We start from the raw sequence: 25,710 nt of genomic DNA on the forward strand, positions 1-25,710 counted from the left end.
AACCTCATCAGTCGTCGCCCAGCACGTGTGTGCGCGGGCGACCTCAGCCGTCTTCGTCCTGTGGCGGATACAGAGAGCGAACAAATATGCATATTCTCGACCAGGTGGATGCCCCATCACTCCGGAAGGACATCCCGGCGTTCCGCGCCGGCGATACCGTCAAGGTTCACGTCAACATCGTTGAAGGCGCACGCTCGCGCGTGCAGGTCTTCCAGGGTGTCGTCATCGGCCGTTCCGGCGAAGGCGTCCGCGAAACGTTCTGCGTTCGCAAGGTCAGCTTCCAGGTCGGCGTCGAGCGTACCTTCCCGGTGCACTCCCCGGTTATCGACCACATTGAGGTCGTCACCCGCGGAGACGTGCGTCGCGCGAAGCTGTACTACCTGCGCAACCTGCGTGGCAAGAAGGCCAAGATCAAGGAAAAGCGCGACTAAGACTCGTCACACCCGATTCCCAGCCCCGGCTGCGTTTCACCCTGAGCTCCTGACCCGTACACTGGGTCAGGAGCTCAGGCGGTTTAATGACAGACAATTCTCTGCCCACGCGATCGGATCGCCTGGCATCAGAAGCACCACAGCGCGGCAAGCGCGGCGTTGCGATCTTCTTTCGCGACCTCTTGATCATTTTTGTGGTGGCGCTGCTCATCTCGTTCCTGATCAAGACCTTCCTCGTCCGGTCGTTCTACATCCCCTCGGGGTCGATGGAGAACACCCTCCTGGTCAACGACCGCATCATCGTGAACGAGCTGGAACCGAAGCTCATGCCCATCCAGCGCGGTGACGTCGTCGTGTTCCGCGATCCCGGCGGGTGGCTCCTCCCGCAGGCTGCCGTGCAGCAGAACCCCGTCGCCGCCGGCCTTGACTGGCTCCTTTCCGTCGTCGGCCTCTCCGCGCCGGACAGCAACGACCACCTGATCAAGCGCGTCATCGGACTGCCCGGCGACCACGTCAGCTGCTGCAACGCCCTCGGCCAGCTGAGCGTCAACGACGTGCCCCTCTCTGAGCCGTATGTGAACCTCCCTGCCGGGGCGAGCGCCGTGTCCAAGGACAACTTCGACGTCGTCGTACCGGAGAACTCGCTCTGGGTGATGGGCGACAACCGGTACAACTCCAAGGACTCCCGGTACAACGGGGACACCCCTGGCAAGGGCTTCGTGCCGATCGACAACGTCGTCGGCCGCGCCCTCGTGATCAGCTGGCCGCTGTCCCGCTGGACCTGGCTCGACGACTACCCGGAAGTCTTCCGAGGGGTTTCCCCGGAGACGAAGTAGATGGCCGTCTGCGATCCGACCCTCGAGGTCGAGCTCGGCCTGCTCGCCGAAGGCGCGAGCTGCGTGATCGGCTGCGACGAGGTCGGACGTGGTGCCCTCGCCGGACCGGTCGGGGTCGGCGTCGCCGCGATCGACGGCACGCACGGCGCGATGCCGGTCGGTCTCCGCGACTCGAAGATGCTCAGCGAGCGGCGCCGTGAGGCCCTCGCACCGCTCGCGGTCGCCTGGGTGCTGCACTCCGCGGTCGGACTCGCCTCCGCGAAGGAGGTGGACGAGATCGGCATCATCGCCGCACTCGGGCTCGCGGGCAAACGGGCCCTCGCCGAACTGTTCGCCGCCGGCGTGGACGTCCGGGGGAGCGTCGTGCTGCTCGACGGCAACGACGACTACCTCAACAAGGCCCTCGCGACGCCCCTCTCCGTGCTGACCCGGATCAAGGCCGACCAGGACTGTGCGTCCGTGTCCGCGGCATCCGTGATCGCGAAGGTGCACCGCGACCGGCTGATGATCGCAGCGGATGCGGTCACGCCCGGCTACGGGTGGGCGGGCAACAAGGGCTACGGCAGTGCGGAGCACATGGCTGCGATCGGGCGCCTCGGACCGACAGGGCTCCATCGCAAATCGTGGCTGACCATCTCAGCGTAGGATTGTCTCACCATGGAAGAAGAAGAGTTCGAAGACTACGACCGCGAGGTCGAGTTGGCCCTGTACCGCGAATATCGGGATGTCGTCGGGCAGTTCCAGTACGTCGTCGAGACGGAACGGCGCTTCTACCTGGCCAATGAGGTCGAACTCGTGCGCCGGGACACCGAGCACGACTTCTACTTCGAACTGAACATGAAGGACGTCTGGGTCTGGGACGTGTACCGGTCGGACCGTTTCGTGAAGTCCGTGCGCGTGCTGACGTTCAAGGACGTCAACGTCGAGGAACTCGCCTCGAAGGAATTCGAACTGCCCAAGGAACTCGCGCTCGACGAGTAGCCGGCTGGTCGTTCTAGCGGGGCTCGCAGACCACGACGGGGATGTCCCGGCTGGTCTTCTGCTGGTAGCCCTCGTACCCCTTGTATGCGGCGACGATCTGCGGCCAGAGTTCCGCCTTCTCCGCTGCTTCTGCCGTGCGTGCCCTCAGCTTTTTCGTCGTGCCGTGCACGGTGAGTTCGACGTCGGGGTTCGCAACGAGGTTGAGGTACCACTGCGGGTTCCGGTCGCTGCCGCCCTTCGAGGCGATCAGCACGAAGCGGTTCCGGTCGTGGATCGGGGCCGTGAGCATGGTCGTGCGGCGCTTGCCCGTCGAGCGGCCGATCGTGTGCAGTTCGACCACCGGGATCGGCCCGAACGAGGCGAGCAAACGTCCACCGGATGCCTTGAGCACGGCCCGGTGCATCAGGCTCATCGTCTTCATGCCGAGGTCGACCAACCTGTCGCGTAGTCCCATGGGTCCAGCCTAGTAACCTGCATCGGTGTCGGTGCCGGTGCCGGTGCCGGTGCCGGTGCACACGGGAACCCGGGTTCCGCGCGGGGAACCCCGGCACTAGCGTTGGACCATGCCCCCCGCATCCGCTGCCGAGAACCATGCCGCCACGACCGCCCCAACGAACCCTGTTGGCGCGGTCGTCGACCACGCCCTCGAACTCGCACCCCTCGTCGACGGCCACAACGACTGGGCCTGGGAATGCCGGGAGAACCGCGCGTACTCGGTCGAGGGACTCGAACGGGGACTGACGACCGACACCGACATCGAGCGCCTCCGGGCCGGCCGGGTGGGCGCACAGTTCTGGTCGGTCTATGTGAGCGACGAATCCCTCGGTGCCGACGCCGTTCAGGGCACCCTCGAGCAGATCGACTGGGTCTACCGCCTCGCCGCCCGCTACCCGGACGACTTCCAGATCGCCCGCAGCGCCGCCGACGTCGAGTCGGCCAGGTCCCACGGCCGGATCGCGTCGCTCCTCGGCGCGGAGGGCGCGCACAGCCTCAACGACTCCCCGGCCGTGCTGCGGATGTTCGCGCGGCTCGGCGTGCGGTACCTCACCCTCACCCATGTGCACAACACGACCTGGGCCGACTCGGGCACCGACGAGCCCGTGCACGGCGGCCTGTCCGCGCGTGGCGTCGAGTACGTGCGGGAGATGAACCGGCTCGGCATGCTCGTCGACCTGTCCCACGTGTCCCCGGCGACCGCGCACGCGGCGCTCTCCGTGACGACGGCGCCGGTGATCTTCAGCCACAGTTCGTGCGCCGCCGTCACGGACCACCCGCGGAACGTACCGGACGACGTGCTCGAGCGCCTGCGCGACAACGACGGCGTGCTCATGCTCACCTTCGTGCCGCAGTTCCTCTCCCCGGACTTCGCCGCCTGGTTCGACGGGCCCAGGGACAGCGCTGCGCCGACGGTGACCCTCGACGAGGTTATCGCCCACATCGAGCACGCTCGCCGGGTCGCGGGCATTCGGCACATCGGGCTCGGCGGCGACTTCGACGGCACAGACGAATTCCCGGTCGGTCTCGAGGGCGTCGACGGCTACCCGGCGCTCCTGACCGAGCTCGCCGCGCGGGGCTGGACCGCCGTCGAGCTCGCCGCCCTCGCCGGGGCGAACGTACTGCGCGTGCTCCGGGCGACGGATGCCGCGTTCGCGGCAGCGGGGAACGGCACGCCGCTGCTGGTGTCGTGACCGGTCCTTTCCCGCATTGCCGGGCAAACCAGAACGGATCCCGCTCCGAATGACTGGTGTGAGTGCACCCCGACGAATGACCCGAACCGTCATGGCCCTCTGGGTGGGGTCCGTGGCCGTCGTCGTTGGACTCGTCGCCGTGATCGGTTCGGTTGGACGTGCGGTACCGGCCGAACCGATTCCGGTGACTCCTGCGGGGTCTCCGGGTACCGGTCCCGTCGTGGCGTTCTACGGGGACTCGTACACGCTCGGGACCGGGGCTTCGAGCCCCGAACGCCGGTGGTCGACGCTCCTTTCCATCGAGCACGGCTGGACCGAGGTGAACCCGAGCGTGAACGGTCTCGGTTTCGTGAACCACCGGGCAGACGTGTCAGAGGACCTCGTCGAACAGGTCATCGCCGCCCGCCCCGACATCGTGATCGTGACGATGGGTCTCAACGACAACTTCTCGATGCCCGCTCGCGCCGACCGCATCCGCTCCGCCATCACGGCCGACTTCACCAGGATCAGTGAAGCGCTGCCGGTCGCACGCGTCATCGTGGTCGAGCCGTTCTGGTACACCGACGATCGACCCGGCTCGGTTCAACAGATCATCGAGTGGGTGAGCGCGGGCGCTGCGGCGATCGACGCCGACTACATTCCCGGCGCCTCGCACTGGCTCGACGGCCACCCGGAATGGAAGGCCGGCGACGGCCTGCACCCGAACGATGAGGGGTATCGGGTGCTCGCCGATCGCATGGACGAGGCACTCAGGAGCCTCGGCATCTAGGAGTCGCCCCTCGACGGTGTACGGACTTTCCGAAGGCGAATTCCCGACTCTCCCCACCAGGCGTCGACGTCTGCCCGCTGTCCACCGGTCGACGACGGCCCCCGCGGATGCTCGCCCACCCCCGGCATCCTGTCCGTGGGAGGCACTCGTGGCACGCAAAGATGATCTGGGCAGGCTCGGTGAGGAGCACGCGGCGCGGTACCTCACCGACGCCGGGTATACGCTCCTCGCCCGCAACTGGCGGTGCGAGCAGGGCGAAATCGACCTGATTGTCGAGCAGGACGGCGAAGTCGCCTTCGTAGAGGTGAAGACGCGCTCGGGGATCGGCTTCGGGCATCCGTTCGAGGCGATCACCGTCGTCAAGCTCGCCCGGCTCCGCCGGCTTGCGGCGGCGTGGTGCGAGCAGGCGGATGCCTGGCCGGAGCGAATCAGGATCGACGCGATCGCGGTGATCCTCGCCCCCGGCGCCGTTCCGGTGATCGAGCACCTGCCCGGAGTGTTCTAGTGAGCGTGTTCTAGTGCGTGCCGTCTGATGGGCGCAGCCTGATGGGTCTCGCCCGTACCCACGCCGTCGCCCTGCTCGGGCTGACGGGCGCGCTCGTCGAAGTCGAGGCCGACATCTCGGGTCAGCTCCCCGGCATGGTGCTGATCGGCCTGCCGGACGCCGCGCTCTCCGAAGCGACGGAGCGGGTCAGGGCCGCGGCCAAGAACTCCGGCTGCCCACTGACCCACAACAAGCTCACGATCAACCTGTCGCCGGCGGCGCTCCCGAAGCACGGTTCGGGATTCGACCTCGCGATCGCGCTCGCGTGCCTCGCCGCGGACGGGGTGGTCGCGGCCGGGTCGGTCGGCTCGGTCGTGCACATCGGCGAGCTCGCCCTCGACGGGCGCCTTCGACCAGTCCCGGGCATGCTGCCGGCGGTGATCGCGGCGTCGCGTCTCGGCCACCGAACCGTCATGGTTCCGGCCGGAAACGCCGCGGAGGCGGAACTCGTGCCCGGCATCACCGTGATCGGGGTCGCCTCCCTCCGCGAGGCGGCGATCTGGCACGGGGCGGAGCTGACGCCCGTGCCGGTCGAAACCATCGAGTGGCCCACCGAAGCCGGACCCGCCGGGAACGACGTCGTCGAAACCGGTTCGATGGACCTTGCCGACGTCATCGGCAATGAGGACGCCATCCTGGCCCTGCAGATCGCCGCAGCAGGCGGCCACCATCTCTTCATGCTCGGCCCGCCAGGCTCCGGCAAGACCATGCTCGCCGCCCGCCTGCCCGGACTCCTGCCCGACCTCGACCCGGCCGCCTCCCTCGAGGCGAGTTCGCTGCGCTCCCTCGCCGGGCGCGGACTCGGCCGGTCCCTCGTGACCCGGCCGCCGCTCGAATCGCCGCACCACACCGCGACGGCGGCGGCCATGGTCGGCGGCGGCAGTGGACAGATCCGGCCGGGTGCAGCCGCCCGCGCCTGTCACGGGGTGCTCTTCCTCGACGAGGCTCCCGAGTTCGCATCGGCCGTGCTCGACGCCCTCCGGCAGCCGCTCGAATCCGGGATGATCAGCATCCACCGCGCCAACGCCGTCGCCCACTTCCCGGCGCGGTTCCAGCTCGTGATGGCCGCGAATCCGTGCCCGTGCGGGCAGTACGGCGTCGCCGGCCTCGAGTGCTCGTGCCCGCCGAGCGCGCGCCGGCGGTACCTCGCCCGAATCTCCGGGCCGCTCCTGGACCGGATCGACATCCAACTTCACGTGAACCGGATCACGGCGGCCCAGCTGCGGCTCGCCGCCGAAGAACCGCGCCTGACGACCTCGGCTGCGCGGGAACGTGTGATCCGGGCCCGGCGCGCCGCACGGGAGCGCCTCGCCGGCACACCCTGGTCGCTCAATTCAGCGGTCCCAGGGTCCTGGCTCCGCAGCAGGCACCTGCGGCTGGACCGGGCGACGACCGCTGCGCTCGATCGAGCGCTGGAGCGCGGCGGCATCACTATGCGCGGCTATGACCGGGTGCTCCGCGTCGCCTGGTCGATCGCCGACCTCGAGGGCGCCGATCGGCCGGGTGTCGAGCAGCTCGGACAGGCGCTCTACCTGCGCACCGGCTGAAGCCGGACATCCACCGACGGAAGGACACGACGCACGATGCCATTCGAACCCGATGAGACCACCATGATCGACCTCGCGACCGGCGTGCGCGCACCCGGGGCCACCCTGACCCGGGAACTCGCGGCGGAGCTGCACGCTCGAGCGGCGTGGTCGTGCATCAGCGAACCCGGCGACGGAACTGCGGGCCTCGTTGTCGCGGCGCTCGGCGCCGTTCGCGCCCTGCGGATGATTATCGAGGCCTGGACCCACGACCATATCGCCGGGGAACTCCTGACCGCCGGGGTGGCGGAGGGTGTGATCGCTGCCGCCGGACTCGACCGCGCTCTGGAGCGCTGGCGTCCGCGGCTCGATCCCATCGTCGTCACGATTGCGATGCGGCAGGCAGCCCGATCGGGGGCACGGCTGGCGATTCCCGGTGACCCCGACTGGCCGGCCGGGCTTGAGGACCTCGGGGTACACGCCCCGCTCGCCCTCTGGTGGCGCGGCCCTGCACATGCCCTCGGCGCGTTCGCCCAGTCGATCGCCCTCGTCGGCGCCCGGGCTGCTACCCGATACGGCGAGCATGTCGCGATGGAAGCCTCTGCCGGCCTCGTCGACCGCGGATTCGCGATCGTCAGCGGCGCGGCGTACGGGATCGACGGGATGGCGCACAAAGCGGCACTCGCGAGCCGTGGTCGAACCGTGGCGTTTCTCGCCGGGGGAGTGGACCGGCCATATCCGAGCGGGCACGTCGACCTCCTCGAACGGATCGCCGGGGAGGGGGCCGTCATTTCCGAGCTCCCGTGCGGGGCCGCGCCCACCAAGTGGCGGTTCCTACAACGGAACCGGCTGATTGCGGCGACCAGCCTGGCCACCATCGTCCTGGAGGCCGGGTGGCGCTCCGGATCGCTCAACACCGCCGGGCACGCGGCCACCCTCGGGCGGTCGCTCGGCGCCGTACCCGGCCCGGTCACGTCACCGGCCTCGGCCGGGTGTCACCGGCTGATCCGCGAGTACGACGCCGTCTGCGTGACGACGGCCGCCGAAATGGCGGAACTCGTCGCGGAGCACCTGGTCCAGGTGACACTGGACTTCCCCGAATCGGAACTCGGGCTCGAGGGTTCCGGGCGCACAAGCGAACAGGTGCGGGTCTTCGACGCCCTGAGCGGGCGGTCCCCGCGTGGGATCGGCGACCTCGCCCGCCGCGCGGGCCTCTCCACCATGTCCGTGCGCGCCGCCCTCGGCGCCCTCGGGCTCGAAGGCGCCGCGCGCGAGCGAGAGACCGGCTGGGTGCGGAACGCCTGAGCCAGGCTCGGCCTGCCGCGAAACCGTCAGCCCTGGTACAGGCCCCCAGGCGTCTCCTCGCCGTCGTGGCCTGCGGCCTCGCACGCCCGCCGCACAGCCGCGAGGGAGTCGGCGACATCGGCGGCATCCGTCGACCAGTTGCTGACCGAGATGCGCAGCACCTCGCGCCCGCGCCAGACGGAACCGGACATCCACGTGGTGCCCTGGCCGAGCAACAGCTCCGTCACCCGCCGGGTGCGGGCATCGCTTCCGAAGCTCACGCACACCTGGGTGAAGACCACGTCGTTGACGACCTCGGCGCCGGGAATGCGCGCGAGGCCCTCGGCAAGCGAGCGGGCGTGACCGGCCAGGCGCTCGACGAGGTCGATCGTGCCGGATCGCCCGAGCGAGCGCAGTGCCGCCCACACCGGGATGCCCCGTGCCCGGCGGGAGAGCTCCGGCACCTTCTCGAAGGGGTCGCCCGGACCGTCCGTCGCCGGTTTCAGTAGATAGCTCGTGTGCACGCCGAACACGGACCGGACAGTCGCCGGTTTCTCGACGATCGCGATCCCGCAGTCATAGGGCACATTGAGCGTCTTGTGCGCGTCGGTCGCCCAGGAGTCGGCTCCCTCGACGCCTGCCACGAGCCCGCGGTACTTCGGGCTCGCCGCGGCCCAGAGGCCGAACGCGCCGTCCACGTGCACCCAGGCGTGGTGTTCCCGCGCCACCCGGATTGCCGTCGTCATCGGATCGAAGGCACCGGAGTGCAGGTTCCCCGCCTGCAGGCAGACGATGGCCGGACCCTCGCCGTCCTGCATCGCAGCCGCGAGGGCACGGGGATCAAGTCGGCCCTGCTCATCGGCCGCTACGGCGACGGGTTCGCCGAGGCCGAGGTACCGGAGTGCGAGGTCGATCACCGCGTGCCGCTCCTCGCCCACGAACACCCGCACGCGGGGCGAACCGGAAAGTCCGTCCCTGCTGAGATTCCAGCCCACCCGCTCGAGCACTGACTGGCGCCCGGCTGCGAGCCCGACGAAATTGGCCATCGTCGCCCCGGTGGTGAATCCGACATCCGAACCGGACGGCAGCCCGAGCAGGTCGAGCACCCACGCTCCGGCGGCCTCCTCGGCCGCGGCAGTGGCCGGCGTCGCGAAGCGCATGGCGGCATTCTGGTCCCAGGCGCTGACGAGCCAGTCTGCCGCCAGCGCTGCCGGGAGGGTGCCGCCGATCACCCAGCCGAAGAACCGACCAGACGGCATGGCCATCAGCCCGGGTTCGGCGAGGGCGGCCAGCTCGTCGACCACGGATGCCGCGGCGGTGGGGGACTCAGGCAGCGGACCGGCGAACATCCCGGAGAGGGTGTCGGCGTCGGCGCGCGGACCGACCGGGCGGGTACCGAGCGAACCAAGCCACGCGAGAGCGTGCTCCCTGGCTCGCCCAAGTGCTTCGTCGTATGCGCCGGGCTGAGCTGACATGGCGCCATGGTAGTCCGGGCCGTCCCCGGCAACCAGTGCCTGCGCGCATCGCGGGCCCGCGGCCAGGTGCCGCCCGCCGCTGGTCCGCGAGAGTGCGCTTTTGGCCCATGAAACGCGGGTTAAAGGGCCGAAAGCGCACTCTCGCGAAACAGGATACAAAGGGGTATGCCTGATTACGCGAACCCGGCCTCCGACGGCTCCGGCAGCATCAACGGCGTGCGCGTCGGAGTCACCGAAGCCGCGCACTTCGGCGATGAACGCACGACGATAACGGGGTTCCTGCAGCGTCAGCGGGACCTCGTTGCATGGAAGGTCGGCGATGCCTCCGACGTGGCTCTCCGGCCCGTCGCCACTCCGACCGGCATGACCGCGCACGGCATCGTCCGACATCTCATGAACGTGGAGCGATCCTGGCTGCGCGATGTCTTCGCCGGTGAGGAGGGTCTGAGCTTCGACTGGACCGACGCGGATCCTGACGGGGAGTTCCACGTGCCGCCCGAAGTGACCATGGCCGAGCTGCTCGCCGACTATGCGGAGGAGGCGCGCCGCTGCGACGCGATCATCGCGGCAGCGAACTCGCTCGACGTCGTCTCGGTGCGCCGCAGTTTCAGCCTGCGCTGGATCCTGATTCACCTGGTCGAGGAGACCGCACGGCACGCGGGTCACCTCGACCTGTTGCGCGAACGCGCCGACGGCAGCGTCGGAGAAGACCCGCAGGACTGATCGACGCGGCCGGGGCGCCGGGGGAGTGTCGGCGCCAGGCCCTAGTCTGGAGCGGACGAAGGGTGAGTCATGAGTGGCGTTCCAGTGGGGCAGGTTCAGTTGGGCCAGTACGGGCCGGCGAGCCACGTGATCGCGCACATCAGCGACACGCACTTCCTCGGTGCCGGTAGACCCCTCTATGGCACCGTCGACACCGACACGCCCCTGCACGAGGCCCTCGCCCAGCTGGAACGTTCGGGGCAGCCGATCGACGCCCTTATCTTCACCGGTGATATTGCCGACACCGGCGAAACGGATGCCTACCGGCGCATCCGGGACCTCGTCGAGTCCGCGGCCGACCGGCTCGGGGCCCGCGTCATCTGGGTGATGGGTAACCACGACAAACGGGCGCCCTTCCGCAGCGAACTGCTCCGCGAAACCGGGAACGGGGCATCCGCTGCCGCACCCGTCGACGCGGTGCACGACCTTGACGGACTCCGCCTGATCGCTCTCGACACGAGCGTTCCCGGCTACCACCATGGCGCGATCTCCGCCGAGCAACTGGCCTGGCTCGCCGAGGTGCTGCGCGAACCAGCCCCGCACGGCACGCTCCTCGCCCTGCATCACCCGCCGATCCCGACCATGGTTTCCCTCATGAGCCTTCTCGAACTCCGAGACCAGGCCGGCCTGGCCGAGGTCATCGCCGGAAGTGACATTCGTGGCATCCTCGGTGGGCACCTGCACTACGCCACGACCGGGCTCTTCGCCGGCATCCCCGTCTCGGTGGCCGCGGCCACCTGCTACACCATCGACCCGAGTGCGCCTGCCCGGCAACTCACGGGTGTGCGCGGCGGCCAGTCGATCAATCTCGTGCAGGTCTATCCGGAGAGCGTCGTGCATTCGCATGTCGTGCTCGGCGACTTCGACCCCGCGACGCGTTTCGACTCCGAGTTCCTGGCCCGTATCGAGGCGATGAGCCCCGACGAGCGGACCGAGGCCTTCTCACGCCAGGCGTGAGTGCGCCGGCGGGCGGCGGACGGATGCCCCTCGCAGCCCTTCTCGAGGACTTCACCGTCTACCTGGCGGCGGAGCGTGGCTTCTCGCCGAACACCGTCCGGGCCTACCGGACGGATCTCCGCGGTCTCCTCGGCTTCGCCGACGGTCGTGGGGTCGCCGATGCCGAGGGGCTGTCCCTGGACCTGCTGCGTGACTGGCTATGGGTGGCGACCCAGGCGGGTCTCTCCAAGGCGACGATCGCGCGTCGGTCCGCCTCCGCCCGCAGCTTCACAGCCTGGTTGACCCGCACGGGCGTGAGTCCGCTCGACCCGGCCGTGCGCCTGCGCTCGCCCAAACCGGGTCGAACCCTGCCCCGGGTGATCAACCGGGCGCAGATGCAGGCCCTTCTCGATCACCTCGAGCTGCGAGCCAGGGCCGGCGGTCCGCACGAGTTGCGCGACCAGGCCATCGTCGAACTGCTCTATGCTTCCGGGCTGCGCGTGTCCGAGCTCGTCGGTCTCGACGTCCCGGATGTCGATCTCTCCCAGCTCACCGTGCGCGTGACCGGCAAGGGGTCCAAGGAACGAGTCGTTCCCTTCGGCGTTCCCGCCCAGCGTGCACTCATCGCCTACCTCGAGCGCGCCCGCCCGGTGCTGCTCGCCGCAGCGGAGGAACCCGCCGGGAGCACCACGGTGGGTTCCGTCTCGAGCTCGGCAGGACGCCCCGCTGCGCTGTTCCTCGCGACCCACCGACGCCGCATCGGAGTGCGGGCCGTATACCGCCTGGTCGCAGGGCTCCTCGCCGAGATCCCCGGCAACGGTCCCGCCGGGCCGCACGCCCTGCGCCACACGGCGGCGACCCACCTGCTCGACGGCGGGGCCGACCTGCGCGCCGTGCAGGAACTTCTCGGTCACGCGAGCCTCGGCACGACCCAGATCTACACCCACGTCTCCGCGGAACGTTTGCGGCAGAGCTACCAGAACGCTCACCCGCGGGCCTGAGCAGGTCACGCGTTCCGGAGAATCGCTCGCCAGAGCAGGTTTGCACGTGCGCTTCGCCGGGAGTCCCCTCGCACCGTGAGCAGGGCGGCCGACTCTGTCGGCAGCAGCACGGCATGTGGGACGCCGCCGAGGTACCGCATCGGCGACACGTACCGGCCGGAGAGCCGCGCGCCGAGGTGCAGGCAGCCGTCGCCGCAGTGGCCACCGGTCGCCACGTGGCCGATGAGCTGGCCGCGGCGCACGGGGTCCCCTGACGCGACAAGCGCCGTGACCGGTTCCAGGCTCGAGACGAGGCCCCCGGCGTGGCTGAGGGAAATCGCGGGTCGGTCGACGACGATCTGGGCGAAGGTCACCGTGCCGTCGGCAACGGCATAGACCGGCTCGCCCGGGTGCGCGGCCAGGTCGATTCCCCTGTGCCCGTCGGCGTACTGGGTGAGAGGCGCCCGGAACCCCCGCACCACGGCATGCGGAATCGCGAGCGGCCACTCCCACGCCTCCGATCCGGTCGTCGGACCTCGCTCGGGCATCGGTTGCGGCTGCGCGCGTGGCCCGCCCTGGTCGGTCGCCGCGGGTGCGACGGCGGAACAGACCAGAATGGCGGCGACCAGGGCGCTGACGGTGCGGCTGTGAATCGACATGCCCACAGACTGGAGGTCGGGCAGGTCCGATGAGCCCACTCGCGCGGGGTGGTGCAGGGGTCGACGGGGACTCCGGCTGTTGAGGACGGGTGGCGGGGGACATCCGTTCCCCCGGACCTGGCTGGAACCGGGTTCGCCGGGTGCTAAAGTTATGGCAGCAGCGCTTCGTGCGCTGACTACGCGTGCCCATTCGGCCAACACCTCCATTCGGTCCTTACTTCCTCGGAAGCCAGGCGGCGGTGCGCCGGGCACCAGGAGTCGTGATCGACCGATCAGGACACGAACCGATTGGCGTTTTGCCGCGTATGCGGCGCGCCGGACAAGGAGTACGGCTCATGGCCGTCGTCACCATCCGCCAGCTGCTCGACAGCGGCGTGCACTTTGGACACCAGACCCGCCGCTGGAACCCGAAGATGAAGCGATTCATCTTCACGGAGCGCTCGGGCATCTACATCATCGACCTGCAGCAGTCCCTCGGCTTCGTCGACAAGGCCTATGACTTCGTCAAGGAGACCGTCGCCCACGGCGGCACGATCCTCTTCGTCGGCACCAAGAAGCAGGCGCAGGAATCGATCTCCGAGCAGGCCATCCGTGTTGGCCAGCCGTACGTCAACCAGCGCTGGCTCGGTGGCCTCCTCACCAACTTCCAGACCGTCTCCAAGCGTCTGGCCCGCATGAAAGAGCTCGAAGAGCTCGACTTCGAGGACACCGCCAAGAGCGGGTTCACGAAGAAGGAAATGCTCATCAAGAAGCGCGAGCTCGTCAAGCTGCACAAGAGCCTCGGCGGTATCCGCAACCTCACGAAGACGCCGTCCGCGCTCTGGGTTGTCGACACCAACAAGGAGCACCTCGCCATCGACGAAGCCCGCAAGCTCGGCATCCCCGTCATCGCGATCCTCGACACCAACTGCGACCCCGACGACGTGCAGTACCCGATCCCGGGCAACGACGACGCCATCCGTTCCGTCGGCCTGCTGACCCGCATCATCGCGGACGCAGCAGCCGAGGGCCTGATCCAGCGCCACGCCAAGCCGGAGGCCGAAATCGAGCCCCTCGCCGCCTGGGAAGCAGAACTGCTGAAGACCGAGGATGTCGCCGCAACCGACGCCACCCCCGAGCAGTCCTCCGCCGAGACCGTTGAGGTCGCCGACGCAACCGTCGCCGCCGAGCAGGTCGTCGAAGAAGCAGCCGACGTGGCAGCCGTTGCTGCCGTCGAAGCTCCCGCCGAAGAAACCAAGTAAGGAACCCGGTATGGCCAGCATCAGCCTGCAAGACGTCAAAGCCCTCCGTGAACGCCTCGGTACGGGCATGGTCGACACCAAGAACGCCCTCGTCGAAGCCGACGGCGACATGGAGAAGGCCGTTGAGATCCTGCGTCTCAAGGGTGCGAAGGGCAACGCCAAGCGCGCTGACCGTTCCACCTCTGAGGGCCTCGTCGCCGCCAAGGAGATCGGCACGACCGCAACGTTGATCGAGCTCGCCTGCGAGACCGACTTCGTCGCCAAGGGTGTCAAGTTCGGCGCCCTCGCCGAGAAGGTCCTGGACGCGGTTGCCGCTGCCGGTGCCACTTCGGTCGCCGAAGGCCTGGCCGCCCCCGCCGGCAGCCAGACCGTCGCCGAACTGATCGATGGCGAAGCCGCGATCATCGGTGAGAAGTTCGAGCTGCGTCGCGTCGCATCCGTCACGGGTGAGAAGTTCGCGATCTACCTGCACAAGACCAGCAAGGACCTGCCCCCGCAGGTCGGCGTCGTCCTGGGCTACTCGGGAGAGGATGCTGACACCGCACGCAGCGTCGCCCAGCACATCTCCTTCGCGAACCCGGAGTACCTGGACCGCGAGAACGTCCCCGCTGACCTCGTCGAGGCCGAGCGCCGCATCGTCACCGAGATCTCGAAGAACGAGGGCAAGCCGGAAGCGGCACTGCCCAAGATCGTCGAAGGCCGCATCCACGCCTACTTCAAGCAGGTCGCCCTGCTCGAGCAGGACTACGCGAAGGACAACAAGCAGTCCGTCGCGCAGGTGCTGAAGGATGCCGGTCTCACGGTTTCCGGATTCGCCCGCTTCAAGGTCGGCGCCTAGGCAATAGGCTCGCAGTACCAATGATGGAGACCGGCTTGCGCGAGCAGGCCGGTCTCCATTGCTGTGTCCGCCCTGAGTCGGCACGCAGTAGTTTTAGATCACGCACAACGGAAGGACCCCCAGGGCATGTCAGATTCGGGTAAGAAGCGCAGAGTCCTTCTCAAACTCTCCGGCGAAGCGTTCGGCGCAGGAAGCCTCGGCGTGAACCCGGATGTGATCAGCTCACTTGCCCGGGAAATCGCGGAGGCCGCACAGACCGTGGAGGTCGCCGTCGTCGTCGGCGGCGGGAACTTCTTCCGTGGTGCTGAACTGTCCCAGCGCGGAATGGACCGGGGCAGGGCTGACTACATGGGCATGCTCGGCACCGTGATGAACGCCCTCGCCCTCCAGGACTTTCTCGAGCAGGCCGGCGCCGAGACCCGGGTCCAGTCCGCGATCGCCATGACCCAGGTCGCCGAGCCGTACATTCCGCGCCGCGCCGAACGTCACCTCGAAAAGGGACGCGTCGTCATCTTCGGGGCCGGGGCTGGACTGCCGTACTTCTCAACCGACACGGTCGCGGCTCAGCGCGCGCTTGAAATCGGTGCCGACATCGTCCTCGTCGCCAAGAACGGCGTCGACGGCGTTTACTCGGCCGACCCGCGCACCGACCCGGACGCGGAAATGATCCGCCACCTCACCTACCAGGACGCCCTGCAGCGCGGCCTGAAGGTCGTCGACTCGACCGCCTTCAGCCTCTGCATGGACAACGGGATGCCGATGCAGGTCTTCGGAATGGCGCCGCAGGGCAATGTGACGGCCGCCATCCTCGGAGCCGATCTGGGAACCCTCGTCTCCAACTAAACTTGTCGATGTCACCTGCGGTCGAAACGGCCTCAGGTCGAAGTCACCAGGTCGAAATCACCAGGTCGAAGCCTCAACGAAGGAGTTACCGTGATCGCGGATGTTCTGTCCGATGCAAGCGTACGAATGCACAAGGCCCTCGAAGCCGCCAAAGACGATTTCGGGACCGTGCGCACCGGACGGGCGAACCCCCAGATGTTCGCAAAGATCCTGGTGAACTACTACGGAACCCAGACACCGCTCGAGCAGCTCGCGTCCCTGCAGAACCCCGAGGCACGCACGCTCCTGATCGGACCCTATGACAAGGGTGCCCTGCGCGACATCGAGCAGGCCATCCGGGACACCCCGAACCTGGACGCCAACCTCGGCAACGACGGCAACGTCATCCGGGCGACCCTTCCGGAACTCACGGCCGACCGCCGCAAGGAATACGTCAAGATCGTACGGACCAAGGCGGAAGACGCCAAGATCTCCGTGCGCAACCTGCGACGCAAGGCGAAGGACGAACTCGATGCGCTGAAGAGCGAAGTCGGTGACGACGACGTTGCCCGGGCAGAGAAGGAGCTCGAGCAGATCACGAAGACCCACGTCGACGCGATCGACACCGCGCTCAAGCACAAAGAGGCCGAACTCCTCGAGATTTAAGGGCGGAGCCAGCGTCATGACGCACGAGCCACGCGACGAAACCGGCGACACTGCACCGGTTCCTCCCAAACGACCCCATGGGGCCGGTAGCTCTGAGTTCCGGGCCCAGGTCCACGCTGCCCGCAACGACCTCGAACGGCAGATGCAGTCCACCCGCGCGGACATCGAACGCCAGGTGCAGGCGACGCGCGCGCAGCTGGACGCGACCAACGAACGGATCGCGGCCCGAACGGGTCGGAACCTGATCCTGGCGACCCTGATCGGCCTCGCGCTCGGCCTGTTCATGCTCGTGAGCCTGATCTTCATCAAAGAGCTCTTCATGGTCTGCGCCGCCGCATTCGTCGGGTTCACGGCCTTCGAACTCGCGCAGGCCCTCAGGCAGTCCGGACGCAACGTGCCGCGCATCGCGGTCGTCATCGCAGCGGTCTCCGTCGTCCCTGCGGCCTTCTACTGGGGAGCGAGCGGCCAGTTCCTCGTCACCCTCTCCGGCATCCTCTTCATCGGCCTCTGGCGGGTGTTCCTGCTGCTCAGCCCCGCCCACCGGGGGACTGCCCGCTCGGTGTTCGGTGATATCGGAGCCGGTTTCTTCATCCAGACCTACGTGGTGTTCCTCGGCAGCTTCGCCGTGCTGCTCGTCGCGCAGCCGGACGGGCAATGGTGGACCCTCGCCTTCCTGCTTCTGGTGATCTCGAACGACACCGCGGCGTATGCGAGCGGGCTGTCCTTCGGCAAGCACCGCATGGTGCCGACGATCAGCCCCAAGAAGACCTGGGAAGGCTTCGCGGGTGCCGGCCTGGCGTGTCTGATCGTCGGTGTGGTGCTGTCCCTGTTCATGATCGGGGAACCCTGGTGGTTCGGCCTGGTCTTCGGACTCGTCATCCTGCTGAGCGCCACCTTCGGCGACCTCGCGGAGTCGCTGATCAAGCGCGACCTCGGTATCAAGGACATGAGCTCCTGGCTTCCCGGCCACGGTGGCTTCCTCGACCGGATGGACTCGATTCTTCCCTCGGCGGCGGCAACGTACGCGCTGTATCTCATCTTCCGCTGACCAGCGGAAAGCACCCCCGGTGGGGGCACGCTTTCGACAGCGGCCTCCCCGTGGGGCAGAATGATCCAGTGAGCACCACATTCCCCCGGGCCGGCAAGAAGACGCTCGGCTACAACGTCACCCAGGTCGACGAGTTCCTGGCGAGCGCGCGTCGTGCGTACGACGCGACCGACGACTCCGAACCATTGACGGCCGAAAGCATCCGCCACACCGCGTTCTCGATGCAGAAGGGCGGCTACTCGTCCGCACACGTCGACGCTGCCCTCGAACGCCTCGAGGACGCATTCGCCGTGCGCGACCGCGAACGCGAGGCGGAAGCCCACGGCAAGCAGGCCTGGCTCGAGAGTGCCCGCGACCGTGCTCAGGAACTCGTGAACCGACTCGGACGGCCGGCGGGGCATCGTTTCAGCCGGGTCAGCTTCCTGAGCGTCGGGTACAACCGGGCGGATGTCGACCGGTTCGCGAACAAGCTCACCAAGTACTTCGAAGACGGCTTTCCGATCACGGCGGACGATGTGCGTTCGTCCGTTTTCCGACCGCAACGCGGCGGGTATCGGGAAATCCAGGTCGATGTCGTGCTCGACAGCGTCGTCGACGTGATGCTCGCGGTTCGGTGAATCTCGGACCGTTATCTGGCTGTTATCCGAAATCTGGGTTAGGCTCGAGAAATCGTGGGAAGACACCTAAGCGTAATTGAGTCCGGGAATACCACCACTCCGACAATTCGGAGGGCCGAGAAACCCCGACCTCGTGCCCGTGTCCTGTTCCTCTTCGCCTTCACCGCAGCCGCGGCCTTCGTGCTCGTGACCGTCGTTGATCCGTACTCCGGCGCGACGGCATCGCCGTACTACCAGTCGGCCGGCGGCCGCTTCGCAGGCCAGGCCACGCAGGTCGTCCAGGTGAACGGCTCATATTCCAACACGATCGTGCGCGAGTCATACACGGTCACCGAAAAGCCCAAGCCGGCCCCGGTCCCCGTCGTGGTCGCGGCCAAGTCGTCGAGCAAGTCGAGTTCGAGCGCTTCGGCGCCGACCGCCGCGGTGGCGAACCCCGGCTCTGCTCAGGCATACGCTGCCGGGGCCGTCGCCGCGCGCGGCTGGGGGGAGGACCAGTACAGCTGCCTCGTCGCCCTCTGGAACAAGGAATCCGGCTGGCGCGTCAACGCCGAAAACCCCAGCGGTGCATACGGTATTCCGCAGGCACTGCCCGGTTCCAAGATGGCGTCTGCAGGCGCCGACTGGGCCACGAACGCGGGCACCCAGATCGAATGGGGCCTCGGCTACATCACGGGCCGTTACGGCACTCCCTGCGGCGCCTGGGCGCACTCCGTCGACTCCGGCTGGTACTAGGGGTCCTGCTGTCGCACGGCGCGCTTCGCCGCGCCCGCCGACCCGACGTAGACTGACCCAATGCCACGCAGCAATCATCCGAGGGGTCGCAGGCGCGGTCCGGACGATGCCGGCGAGGACGACAGCCTCGACCGCATGCGGGCAGGCTGGCGTCGAACCGAGGAACGGCGCGACGGCCTCTGGACGGTTCAGCCGGTGACGGCGAGCCGGGCGACGAAGAGTTACGTCTGTCCCGGATGCAATCTCGAGATCGCACCGAAGACTCCTCACCTGGTCGCGTGGCGCGCGGACGGGCTCATGGGGGAGGCCGCCGACCTGGCGGGACGCCGGCACTGGCACAGCCACTGCTGGAGAATCAGATGATGCCGGGCGACACCGGCACGAGGGAGACACCGTGAGTTCCTCCGTGGCCGAGATCCGGGGCGGCATCGAACTGCCCGCCCGCCGCGAGCACATCGAGTTGCACACGAGTGACGGCCTCACCCTCGTGGGGGAACTGGCCCTTCCGCTCGACCGCGAGCCGGTCGCGACACTCGTGACGCTGCATCCGCTGCCGACTCACGGCGGATTCATGGACTCACACATCCTGCGCAAGGCGGCAGGGCGCCTGCCTGCCCTCGCCGACCTCGCCGTGCTGCGGTTCAACACTCGGGGGACGACCTCACCACGGGGTACGAGCGGCGGAAGTTTCGACCACGGCAACGCCGAGCGGCTCGACGTCGCGGCGGCAATGGCGTTCGTCGCCGAGCGGAAGCTCCCCAACCCCTGGCTGGTCGGCTGGTCCTTCGGCACCGAACTCGCGATCAAGTACGGCCTCGAACATCCCATCCTGGGGGCGATCCTCTTGTCCCCGCCGCTGCACCGTGCGACGGATGCGGAACTGGCGGCCTGGGCGGGCAACTCGCGCCGGCTCGTGGCGATCATCCCCGAGCACGACGACTACCTGCGACCGGAGGCCGCCAGGGAACGATTCACGAGTGTCCCGGAGACCCTGTTCATCGCGGTCGACGGAGGCAAGCACCTGTGGGTGGGGGAGACCCAGACCAAGCGCATCCTCAACGAGATCGTCGCCGTCGTGAACCCGGCGGCCGCACCCCTTCCGACCGAGTGGCTCGGCTGATCGAGCTGCGAGCCCGGGTCAGAGCTCGTTCTGGCGGGGAATCACGACCTGCTTGATGATCATGATCACCGCCGCGGCGACCGGAATCGCGATGAGCGCGCCGAGGATGCCGAGGAGTGACCCGCCCGCGAGGGCCGCGACGACGACGACGGCACCGGGTACCGACACGGCGCGTCGCATGATGTTGGGGCTGAGGACATAGGCCTCGACCTGCATGTACACGATGTAGTAGATCGCCGCGACCAGTGCCGTGAGGGTCGAACTGCCGATCCCGGGGATCAGGCACGCGAGCACGATGATGACCGAACCGCTGATCGTTCCGACGAGCGGGATCAGCGACCCCAGGAAGGCGATCACGGCGAGCAGGGCGGGGAAGGGGGCGCCGATGATCGACAGGAACGTGAAGCTCAGTACGCCGTTGCATGAGGCGAGCGCGGCCTGCCCCACGACGAAGCGACCGACGGACGTCGTGATCTGCTCGCTGAGGTCGGCGAACCGCGCACGCTTCGAGGCAGGTACGAGCTGGTAGGTCGCGGTCTTCAGGCTGTGCAGCGACGCAGTGAAGTAGAGCGACAGGATCACGATGATCAGGGCACCGAACAATCCGCTGACCACGGCGAGCCCGGACTGGATGATCGCGGTGGTGATCGTCGTCACGTTGGTGCTCACGTAGTCGGTGATCGACTTCACGATCCCGGAGACGGGGAGGGCTGGAAACTGTTTCTGGATGTCCGACAGGAACGTCGACGAGTTGACGGACCTGACGAGCTCGGGAATGGCCTGCGACAGTTTCGTGATCTGGTCGACGATGATCGGGACGATGGCGAAGATGACCCCGGTGAGCACGCCGATGACCGCGATCAGCACGGCGAGGATCGCCGCCCAGCGCGGAAAGCCCTTCTTCTCGAGCCAGGACACCGAGGGGTCCAGTCCGAGCGCGATGAACAGGGCGGCACCGATGTAGGTGATGATCGTCGACAGGCTGACAATCGAGCTGAGGATCAGGATTCCCACCCCGACCCCGAGGGTTCCGATCAGCCCCAGGCGGAATGCGTTCTGGATTTTCACTCGGATCTCCTCGGGATGGCGGTGGCGTTCAATCGTCCAGTGCTGTGACCTTTTCCGCCTGCGTGAGGAGGCCTCGCAGGCTCTCGAAGTAGCCGGCGACCGAGTCGCGCTCAATCCTAATCTGGGAGAGGCGCTCCTCCGCGTCAGCGACGAGTGCGCGTGTCCGCTTCTCGGCCTCGGTGACGAGCGCGGTGGCGCGGGCTTCCGCGTCCTGAACGATCTGCTCGGCATGGGCTTCCGCGGCCAGGCGGGCCGTCTTCGCCTCTGCGCGGGCGCCGGAGTCCAGCTGCTCGTTGAGTGCCCGCAACTCGAGGGTGCGCTGGTTGGTCTCCGCGAGCTGCTTCAAGGCGTCGTCGAGGAACTTCTGGGTTTGGGCGACGGCCTCCTGGTGCCGGGCCAGGTGACCCTGCTCCGCCTCGTCGCGGCGGGCCTTGAGCTCGACGTCGAGGTCCGCGCGAGTCTGGTCGATGTCGCGGCGAAGGCGGGCCTGTTCGTGCTCTCCGCGCTTGCGCTCGGCCGTGAGCTGGTTGTCCAGGTCGATCCTGAGCTGCTCGCCGTCCGCGGTGAAGTCCGCGCGTACCTGCTCGTTCTCCCTGGCGAGGTCGGCGGCGGCCTGCTCGGCCCTCGCGGCCTGGGCGGCGCGAGCCTTCTCGAGCTCCTGGGCGAGGGCTGCGCGCTGGCGGGCGAGGTCGAGCGCGAGTTCGGTCTCGGCCTGCTCACGTTCGATGCCGAGGTCGATGCGGGCCTGGTCGATCTCGCGGGCGAGGTCCGTGCGGGCCTGTTCGACCTCCGCAGCGAGAGCCGTGTGCGTCTGCTCGGTCTCGTGGGCGAGGTCGATGGCGGCCTGCTCTGCCTCCCTGGCGCTGTTGAAGCGGGCCTGCTCGGTCTCCGCGGTGAGGTCGATCCTGGCCTGTTCGGTCTCCCTGGCCAGATCCGCGCGCTGCTGGTCGAGCTCGAGGGCGACCTCGGCCCTGGTGAGTTCGGTTTCGCGCGTCAGGCCGGCGGCGATTTCACGGGCATCCGTCGCCTCACGTTGTGCGACGACGCGCACCTCGGCTGCTTCACGTTCCGCCTCTGAGCGGATGGCGGCGACCTCGCGCTTGACCGTGGCCCGGAGCTCCGCGGCCTCTGTGGCGACGGCACCGCGGATTGCGGCTGCCTCCTGCACGGCGTCGCCGGTCACCGTGGTGTAGTCGTCGTGGGCACGTGCGAGCAGGTCATCGGCTTCGGCGCGGGCATCGTCGAGGAGGCGGCTGGCCTTGACGTTCGCGTCGGAGAGGGCGCGTTCTGCCCGTTCGGTTGCTTCGCGGCGCAGGGTGTCGACCTCGCTCGCGGCGGAGGCTCGCAGGCGCTCGGCGTCGATGTCGGCCTGGGCGATCACGCGGGTGGACTGTTCCTCAGCGACCCGAAGGGTGTTCTCGAGCTTCGTGCCGAGTCCGGAGAAGGTGGGGCTGCCGACCTCTTCGATCTCAGCGTTCAGATCGTCGATGTGCGCGGTGAGGCGCTTGATTTCCTTGTTGGCTTCCGTACCCTGGCTGTTTGCCTGGATCAGGTCACGACGCAGGCCCTGGATTGCCCTGTCGACCTCTTCTTTGTCATAACCACGGAAAACCTGGGTGAAATCAGCTTCGTCGATCGCCACGCTATCTCCTTGTATTGGAACTCTGACCCCGCATTTAGTCCGGCCAAGGGGGCCACGACAATTTTAGTGGGTTGACGCGGCGCCCGCGCGTCCCGTCTACAGGGGTCTATTAGGCAGCTTTAAGGACGAGACAGTATCGTGGAATGTCCTGTCCGCTGCTTCCCGGACCCGCTCCGGGTTCAAGCACCCGTGTGTGCGGAGCGGCTGGCGACACAGGAGGGTATCAGTGCGTTTCCTTTTTGCCATCGTGGCGCTCGTCCTAGCGGGTGTGATGATCGTGCTCGGCATTGCCCAGCGGACGGTTTTCCTCGAACCCGCGACGAGTAGCCTGAGCGCGACCATCGCCGCCGACGCTCCGTACGCCGTGATCGATTCCAGTGCCCTGACGGAGCACCCGGGCGCCCAGACAGTCACCCTCTCCGGATCCGATACCCTGTTCGCGGCATACGGCCGCACGGCGGATGTGAAGGCGTGGCTGGCCGGACACGATTACGTCAGCATCCACTCGACCGATAAGAACGGGCCCGGCCTCGGAAGCGACACCGTCCCCGCAGACACCGATGTTCCAGCAGGCACGGCGCCGGTCGCCGCAGCGACCGTGACGAACCCGGCCGGTTCGGACCTCTGGCTGGAGGAATTCACCGGCACGAAGGAACTCACGGCGACCGTGAACCTGCCGGAAGGCATTTCGATGATCGTCGCCTCTGACGGCACCAACCCTGCGCCGTCGACGGTGAGCATCACCTGGCCCGTCGACAACTCGACCCCCTGGGCCGGTCCGCTGATCATGGGGGGCGCCATCCTCGCCCTTGTCGGGCTCATCCTGTACCTGTGGGCACTCCTCCACCTGCGCAGGTCGCACGGCCCTCGCCGCAACCTGCCCAAGGGTCCACGGATGCCGCGACTTCCGCGCGCGCCCCGCCCCAAGTCCATCAAGGCGAGCGAGATCACCGGGCGACGGTCGATCGGGCGGTCCCTGATCGCCGTTGTTCCGATGTTCCTCGTGTCCGGACTCGTCCTCACGGGATGCTCTGCGGAATTCTGGCCGGGCAGCACCCCGACCGATGCTGCCTCCCTCAGCCCGACGCCTGACGCGAGCGGGGCGGCCGTCGTGATCAAGGACGTGCCTCCGGCCGCCGTGACGGTGCCGCAGCTCGAGCGGATCATGACCAAGATCTCCGCGGTCGCAGCGGACGGTGACAAGAACCTGAGCGCAGACATCCTCGCGACCCGATTCACCGGTCCCGCCTTCGACCAGCGCCTCGCCAACTACAAGGTGCGAGCCATCGCTCCCGACTTCCCCGCACTGGCCGCGCTCCCTGCCGGACCGCTCACGCTCTCGCTTCCGCAGCAGTCTGCGACCTGGCCCCGGGTCGTGATGACCGTCGTCCAGAACAAGGACACCCCGGATGTCGCGCCGACCGTCGTCGTGCTCCGCCAGGAGTCGGCACGGGCGAGCTACCTCGTCGAATATGCGGTGCAGCTCGAGCCCTCAGCGAAGATCCCTGACCTGGCCCCCGCCACGATCGGCGCACCCATCATCGCCCCCGACTCGAAACTGATGCTCCTGCCGCCCGATCAGGTCGCAGCCGCATACGCGGACATCCTCAGCAATGGCGAGGCGAGCCCGTCGCTCGCCCTGTTCGATGCGACCGGGGACAGCTTCCGCACCCAGATCGACGCGAACAAGGCGGACAAGAAAGCCAAGCTGCCGACGACGGCGTCGATCGAATTCGGTGCCAAGGCGAGCACAGGGCCCACGATCGCCCTCGCGACGAACGACTCGGGGAGCATCGTCGCGGTCAGCATCGAGGAGACGGAAACCGTCAAACCCGTCGACGCCGCTGCGACGGTCAGCCCCGGTGAGGGCGCGGTCGCCAGCAAGGCGCTCTCCGGCCTCACCGCCACCGCGAAGGGCTTCAAGAACACCTACGCCGACCAGCTTCTGTTCCACGTTCCCGCCGCCGGTTCGAGCGATAAAATTGTCCTCCTTGGCTTTGCCCAGGGACTGATCTCGTCTACGGAGCTTCCATGAGCATTGTCCCCCCGTCCGCCGCCAGCATGCGCGGTGCGGTCGATCTGTCCTCCCTCCTGAACCGGCCGCCGGCACCGGCGGCCGGGGGAGCCGGCTCAACCGGAGCTGCCGGACAGGCGGGTCAGGCCGGGGCGGTTTCGGTTCCGAGTCTCGTGTTCCAGGGAACGGACGCGAACTTCGGCGAGATCCTCGACCTGTCGGCGAACGTTCCGGTCGTCGTCGATCTGTGGTCGGCGCGCAGCGAGCAGAGCGCTGAACTGACCCTCGTCCTCACCAGGCTGATCCTCGAGTACGGCGGTCGGTTCGTGCTCGCCACGGTCGACGTGGACACGAACCCGCAGCTGACCCAGGCATTCCAGGCCCAGTCGATCCCGACCGTCGCCGCGGTCATCGGCGGCCAGCCCGTCGCGCTCTTCAACGGCGTGATCGCGGAGGATCAGGTCCGTGCGGTCCTCGAGCGGGTGCTCGAGCTCGCGGCGGAGCACGGCGTCGTCGGGACGGCGGTCGCTCCGGAGGGAGCGGATGCGGCGACCCCGGTCGCCCCTCCGGAGCCCGAACTCCCGCCGCACCACGTCGAGGCCTACGAGGCGATCGAACGGGGCGACTACGCCGCCGCGATCGCGATCTACAAGACGGCACTCGCCAGGGATCCCAGGGACAACCTCTCCGTCGCCGGGCTCGCCCAGGTGGGGCTGCTCGCCCGGCTCCAGGGCAAGACGCTCGCGGAGATCCGTGCAGCGGCAGCGGCCGCGCCGGATGATCTCGAGGCGCAGCTCCTCGTCGCCGACCTCGATCTTTCCGGCGGGCACGTCGAGGATGCCTTCGACCGGCTCCTCACGCTCTTTCCCGCCCAGGACGCCGCGGGCAAGAACCGCATCCGCGAACGCATCCTCGACCTGTTCGAGGTCATCGGCCAGGACGACCCCAGGGTCGCCCCCACGCGCAAGCGCCTGACAATGCTGCTCTACTAGCCGGCGTAGCCCCGCGAGAGTACGAAAATGGCCCCCTCC

At 68.0% G+C, this 25,710-nt stretch carries 28 protein-coding genes; 23 read left to right on the plus strand and 5 right to left on the minus strand.

Going from position 1 to position 25,710, the window contains the following annotated elements; translation table 11 throughout:
• Window positions 1-86: 86 nt before the first annotated feature.
• From rplS to E3O46_RS01210, 4 genes are all read left to right on the plus strand, one after another.
• Window positions 87-431, plus strand: coding sequence for a 50S ribosomal protein L19 (gene rplS, locus E3O46_RS01195; RefSeq protein WP_134447599.1), 345 nt, complete (start codon window positions 87-89; stop codon window positions 429-431).
• Between the two features lie 86 nt (window positions 432-517).
• The gene (lepB, locus tag E3O46_RS01200) at window positions 518-1,267 is read left to right on the plus strand and encodes a signal peptidase I (RefSeq protein ID WP_134447601.1); all 750 of its coding nucleotides are present in this window, start codon (window positions 518-520) and stop codon (window positions 1,265-1,267) included.
• On the plus strand, window positions 1,268-1,912 hold the full coding sequence (locus tag E3O46_RS01205) for a ribonuclease HII (protein WP_134560949.1): 645 nt from the start codon (window positions 1,268-1,270) through the stop codon (window positions 1,910-1,912). It abuts the gene before it with no gap.
• Between the two features lie 12 nt (window positions 1,913-1,924).
• Window positions 1,925-2,248, plus strand: coding sequence for a DUF2469 family protein (locus tag E3O46_RS01210; protein ID WP_134447605.1), 324 nt, complete (start codon window positions 1,925-1,927; stop codon window positions 2,246-2,248).
• Between the two features lie 13 nt (window positions 2,249-2,261).
• On the opposite strand, the gene E3O46_RS01215 is transcribed toward E3O46_RS01210, so the two are convergent.
• Window positions 2,262-2,702, minus strand: a complete 441-nt coding sequence (locus E3O46_RS01215; RefSeq protein ID WP_134447607.1) for a nitroreductase family deazaflavin-dependent oxidoreductase — start codon at window positions 2,700-2,702, stop codon at window positions 2,262-2,264.
• Window positions 2,703-2,811: 109 nt separating this feature from the next.
• Here E3O46_RS01215 and E3O46_RS01220 point away from each other — a divergent pair, with 109 nt between their 5' ends.
• The 5 genes from E3O46_RS01220 (at window position 2,812) to dprA (ending at window position 8,080) form a co-directional block, all read left to right on the plus strand.
• Window positions 2,812-3,936, plus strand: coding sequence for a dipeptidase (locus E3O46_RS01220; RefSeq protein ID WP_134560758.1), 1,125 nt, complete (start codon window positions 2,812-2,814; stop codon window positions 3,934-3,936).
• A gap of 76 nt (window positions 3,937-4,012) precedes the next feature.
• A complete protein-coding gene (locus E3O46_RS01225) occupies window positions 4,013-4,705 on the plus strand; it encodes an SGNH/GDSL hydrolase family protein (protein ID WP_134560950.1) in 693 nt (230 codons plus the stop codon).
• 148 nt (window positions 4,706-4,853) lie between these two features.
• Window positions 4,854-5,210, plus strand: a complete 357-nt coding sequence (locus E3O46_RS01230) for a YraN family protein (RefSeq protein ID WP_134560951.1) — start codon at window positions 4,854-4,856, stop codon at window positions 5,208-5,210.
• Window positions 5,211-5,251: 41 nt separating this feature from the next.
• A complete protein-coding gene (locus E3O46_RS01235; protein ID WP_134560755.1) occupies window positions 5,252-6,796 on the plus strand; it encodes a YifB family Mg chelatase-like AAA ATPase in 1,545 nt (514 codons plus the stop codon).
• A gap of 36 nt (window positions 6,797-6,832) precedes the next feature.
• The gene (dprA, locus tag E3O46_RS01240) at window positions 6,833-8,080 is read left to right on the plus strand and encodes a DNA-processing protein DprA (protein ID WP_241987312.1); all 1,248 of its coding nucleotides are present in this window, start codon (window positions 6,833-6,835) and stop codon (window positions 8,078-8,080) included.
• Between the two features lie 26 nt (window positions 8,081-8,106).
• Here the strand turns inward: dprA and E3O46_RS01245 are convergent, their stop codons facing one another.
• Window positions 8,107-9,534, minus strand: coding sequence for a pyridoxal phosphate-dependent decarboxylase family protein (locus E3O46_RS01245; protein WP_134447615.1), 1,428 nt, complete (start codon window positions 9,532-9,534; stop codon window positions 8,107-8,109).
• A gap of 165 nt (window positions 9,535-9,699) precedes the next feature.
• Between E3O46_RS01245 and E3O46_RS01250 the strand changes: the two genes are divergently transcribed.
• From E3O46_RS01250 to E3O46_RS01260, 3 genes are all read left to right on the plus strand, one after another.
• Window positions 9,700-10,257 (plus strand): DinB family protein, encoded by a 558-nt coding sequence (locus E3O46_RS01250; RefSeq protein WP_134560952.1) that lies wholly within the window; start codon window positions 9,700-9,702, stop codon window positions 10,255-10,257.
• 69 nt (window positions 10,258-10,326) lie between these two features.
• The gene (locus tag E3O46_RS01255) at window positions 10,327-11,253 is read left to right on the plus strand and encodes a phosphodiesterase (RefSeq protein WP_134560753.1); all 927 of its coding nucleotides are present in this window, start codon (window positions 10,327-10,329) and stop codon (window positions 11,251-11,253) included.
• Between the two features lie 23 nt (window positions 11,254-11,276).
• Window positions 11,277-12,233: a tyrosine recombinase XerC gene (locus tag E3O46_RS01260; protein ID WP_134560752.1), complete on the plus strand. Its 957-nt coding sequence runs from the start codon at window positions 11,277-11,279 to the stop codon at window positions 12,231-12,233.
• 5 nt (window positions 12,234-12,238) lie between these two features.
• Here the strand turns inward: E3O46_RS01260 and E3O46_RS01265 are convergent, their stop codons facing one another.
• On the minus strand, window positions 12,239-12,871 hold the full coding sequence (locus E3O46_RS01265) for a M23 family metallopeptidase (protein WP_166791003.1): 633 nt from the start codon (window positions 12,869-12,871) through the stop codon (window positions 12,239-12,241).
• A gap of 335 nt (window positions 12,872-13,206) precedes the next feature.
• On the opposite strand from E3O46_RS01265, the gene rpsB reads away from it, so the two are divergent.
• From rpsB to E3O46_RS01310, 9 genes are all read left to right on the plus strand, one after another.
• On the plus strand, window positions 13,207-14,112 hold the full coding sequence (gene rpsB, locus E3O46_RS01270; protein ID WP_134447624.1) for a 30S ribosomal protein S2: 906 nt from the start codon (window positions 13,207-13,209) through the stop codon (window positions 14,110-14,112).
• Window positions 14,113-14,122: 10 nt separating this feature from the next.
• On the plus strand, window positions 14,123-14,950 hold the full coding sequence (gene tsf / locus E3O46_RS01275; protein WP_134447626.1) for a translation elongation factor Ts: 828 nt from the start codon (window positions 14,123-14,125) through the stop codon (window positions 14,948-14,950).
• A 126-nt stretch (window positions 14,951-15,076) separates the two neighbouring features.
• The gene (pyrH, locus tag E3O46_RS01280) at window positions 15,077-15,793 is read left to right on the plus strand and encodes a UMP kinase (protein ID WP_134447628.1); all 717 of its coding nucleotides are present in this window, start codon (window positions 15,077-15,079) and stop codon (window positions 15,791-15,793) included.
• Window positions 15,794-15,883: 90 nt separating this feature from the next.
• On the plus strand, window positions 15,884-16,438 hold the full coding sequence (gene frr / locus E3O46_RS01285; protein WP_134447629.1) for a ribosome recycling factor: 555 nt from the start codon (window positions 15,884-15,886) through the stop codon (window positions 16,436-16,438).
• Between the two features lie 16 nt (window positions 16,439-16,454).
• Window positions 16,455-17,486, plus strand: coding sequence for a phosphatidate cytidylyltransferase (locus E3O46_RS01290; protein ID WP_241975525.1), 1,032 nt, complete (start codon window positions 16,455-16,457; stop codon window positions 17,484-17,486).
• 68 nt (window positions 17,487-17,554) lie between these two features.
• Window positions 17,555-18,103 carry a DivIVA domain-containing protein gene (locus E3O46_RS01295; protein ID WP_134560750.1) on the plus strand — a complete coding sequence of 183 codons (549 nt, stop codon included), beginning with the start codon at window positions 17,555-17,557 and terminating at the stop codon, window positions 18,101-18,103.
• A gap of 54 nt (window positions 18,104-18,157) precedes the next feature.
• Entirely contained in the window at window positions 18,158-18,835 is a 678-nt protein-coding gene (locus tag E3O46_RS01300) for an aggregation-promoting factor C-terminal-like domain-containing protein (protein WP_241985041.1), read from the plus strand.
• Between the two features lie 60 nt (window positions 18,836-18,895).
• Window positions 18,896-19,198, plus strand: coding sequence for a hypothetical protein (locus E3O46_RS01305; RefSeq protein ID WP_134447633.1), 303 nt, complete (start codon window positions 18,896-18,898; stop codon window positions 19,196-19,198).
• Window positions 19,199-19,229: 31 nt separating this feature from the next.
• On the plus strand, window positions 19,230-19,955 hold the full coding sequence (locus E3O46_RS01310) for an alpha/beta hydrolase (protein WP_134560954.1): 726 nt from the start codon (window positions 19,230-19,232) through the stop codon (window positions 19,953-19,955).
• A gap of 18 nt (window positions 19,956-19,973) precedes the next feature.
• On the opposite strand, the gene E3O46_RS01315 is transcribed toward E3O46_RS01310, so the two are convergent.
• Window positions 19,974-21,023 carry an AI-2E family transporter gene (locus tag E3O46_RS01315; RefSeq protein WP_134447637.1) on the minus strand — a complete coding sequence of 350 codons (1,050 nt, stop codon included), beginning with the start codon at window positions 21,021-21,023 and terminating at the stop codon, window positions 19,974-19,976.
• A 28-nt stretch (window positions 21,024-21,051) separates the two neighbouring features.
• Window positions 21,052-22,665, minus strand: coding sequence for a DivIVA domain-containing protein (locus E3O46_RS01320; protein WP_134560748.1), 1,614 nt, complete (start codon window positions 22,663-22,665; stop codon window positions 21,052-21,054).
• A gap of 226 nt (window positions 22,666-22,891) precedes the next feature.
• On the opposite strand from E3O46_RS01320, the gene E3O46_RS01325 reads away from it, so the two are divergent.
• Complete coding sequence (locus E3O46_RS01325) at window positions 22,892-24,700, plus strand: DUF8094 domain-containing protein (protein ID WP_134560955.1); 1,809 nt, start codon at window positions 22,892-22,894, stop codon at window positions 24,698-24,700.
• Window positions 24,697-25,671: a tetratricopeptide repeat protein gene (locus E3O46_RS01330; protein ID WP_134560956.1), complete on the plus strand. Its 975-nt coding sequence runs from the start codon at window positions 24,697-24,699 to the stop codon at window positions 25,669-25,671. The genes E3O46_RS01325 and E3O46_RS01330 overlap by 4 nt, the downstream gene beginning before the upstream one ends.
• The last annotated feature ends 39 nt before the right edge of the window (window positions 25,672-25,710 follow it).

The sequence above is a fragment of the Cryobacterium glucosi genome, assembly GCF_004402235.1.
In the GTDB taxonomy this organism is placed as follows: domain Bacteria; phylum Actinomycetota; class Actinomycetes; order Actinomycetales; family Microbacteriaceae; genus Cryobacterium; species Cryobacterium glucosi.

Bases quoted from the DNA above. Each gene is read 5' to 3' on its own strand.
- E3O46_RS01330 (WP_134560956.1), top strand. From the start codon at position 24,697: ATGAGCATTGTCCCCCCGTCCGCCGCCAGCATGCGCGGTGCGGTCGAT.
- lepB (WP_134447601.1), top strand. From the start codon at position 518: ATGACAGACAATTCTCTGCCCACGCGATCGGATCGCCTGGCATCAGAA.
- E3O46_RS01255 (WP_134560753.1), top strand. From the start codon at position 10,327: ATGAGTGGCGTTCCAGTGGGGCAGGTTCAGTTGGGCCAGTACGGGCCG.
- E3O46_RS01225 (WP_134560950.1), top strand. From the start codon at position 4,013: ATGACCCGAACCGTCATGGCCCTCTGGGTGGGGTCCGTGGCCGTCGTC.
- E3O46_RS01235 (WP_134560755.1), top strand. From the start codon at position 5,252: ATGGGTCTCGCCCGTACCCACGCCGTCGCCCTGCTCGGGCTGACGGGC.
- E3O46_RS01250 (WP_134560952.1), top strand. From the start codon at position 9,700: ATGCCTGATTACGCGAACCCGGCCTCCGACGGCTCCGGCAGCATCAAC.
- tsf (WP_134447626.1), top strand. From the start codon at position 14,123: ATGGCCAGCATCAGCCTGCAAGACGTCAAAGCCCTCCGTGAACGCCTC.
- E3O46_RS01205 (WP_134560949.1), top strand. From the start codon at position 1,268: ATGGCCGTCTGCGATCCGACCCTCGAGGTCGAGCTCGGCCTGCTCGCC.
- E3O46_RS01290 (WP_241975525.1), top strand. From the start codon at position 16,455: ATGACGCACGAGCCACGCGACGAAACCGGCGACACTGCACCGGTTCCT.
- rplS (WP_134447599.1), top strand. From the start codon at position 87: ATGCATATTCTCGACCAGGTGGATGCCCCATCACTCCGGAAGGACATC.
- dprA (WP_241987312.1), top strand. From the start codon at position 6,833: ATGCCATTCGAACCCGATGAGACCACCATGATCGACCTCGCGACCGGC.
- E3O46_RS01305 (WP_134447633.1), top strand. From the start codon at position 18,896: ATGCCACGCAGCAATCATCCGAGGGGTCGCAGGCGCGGTCCGGACGAT.
- E3O46_RS01245 (WP_134447615.1), bottom strand. From the start codon at position 9,534: ATGTCAGCTCAGCCCGGCGCATACGACGAAGCACTTGGGCGAGCCAGG.
- E3O46_RS01265 (WP_166791003.1), bottom strand. From the start codon at position 12,871: ATGTCGATTCACAGCCGCACCGTCAGCGCCCTGGTCGCCGCCATTCTG.
- rpsB (WP_134447624.1), top strand. From the start codon at position 13,207: ATGGCCGTCGTCACCATCCGCCAGCTGCTCGACAGCGGCGTGCACTTT.
- pyrH (WP_134447628.1), top strand. From the start codon at position 15,077: ATGTCAGATTCGGGTAAGAAGCGCAGAGTCCTTCTCAAACTCTCCGGC.
- E3O46_RS01260 (WP_134560752.1), top strand. From the start codon at position 11,277: ATGCCCCTCGCAGCCCTTCTCGAGGACTTCACCGTCTACCTGGCGGCG.
- E3O46_RS01210 (WP_134447605.1), top strand. From the start codon at position 1,925: ATGGAAGAAGAAGAGTTCGAAGACTACGACCGCGAGGTCGAGTTGGCC.
- E3O46_RS01220 (WP_134560758.1), top strand. From the start codon at position 2,812: ATGCCCCCCGCATCCGCTGCCGAGAACCATGCCGCCACGACCGCCCCA.
- E3O46_RS01215 (WP_134447607.1), bottom strand. From the start codon at position 2,702: ATGGGACTACGCGACAGGTTGGTCGACCTCGGCATGAAGACGATGAGC.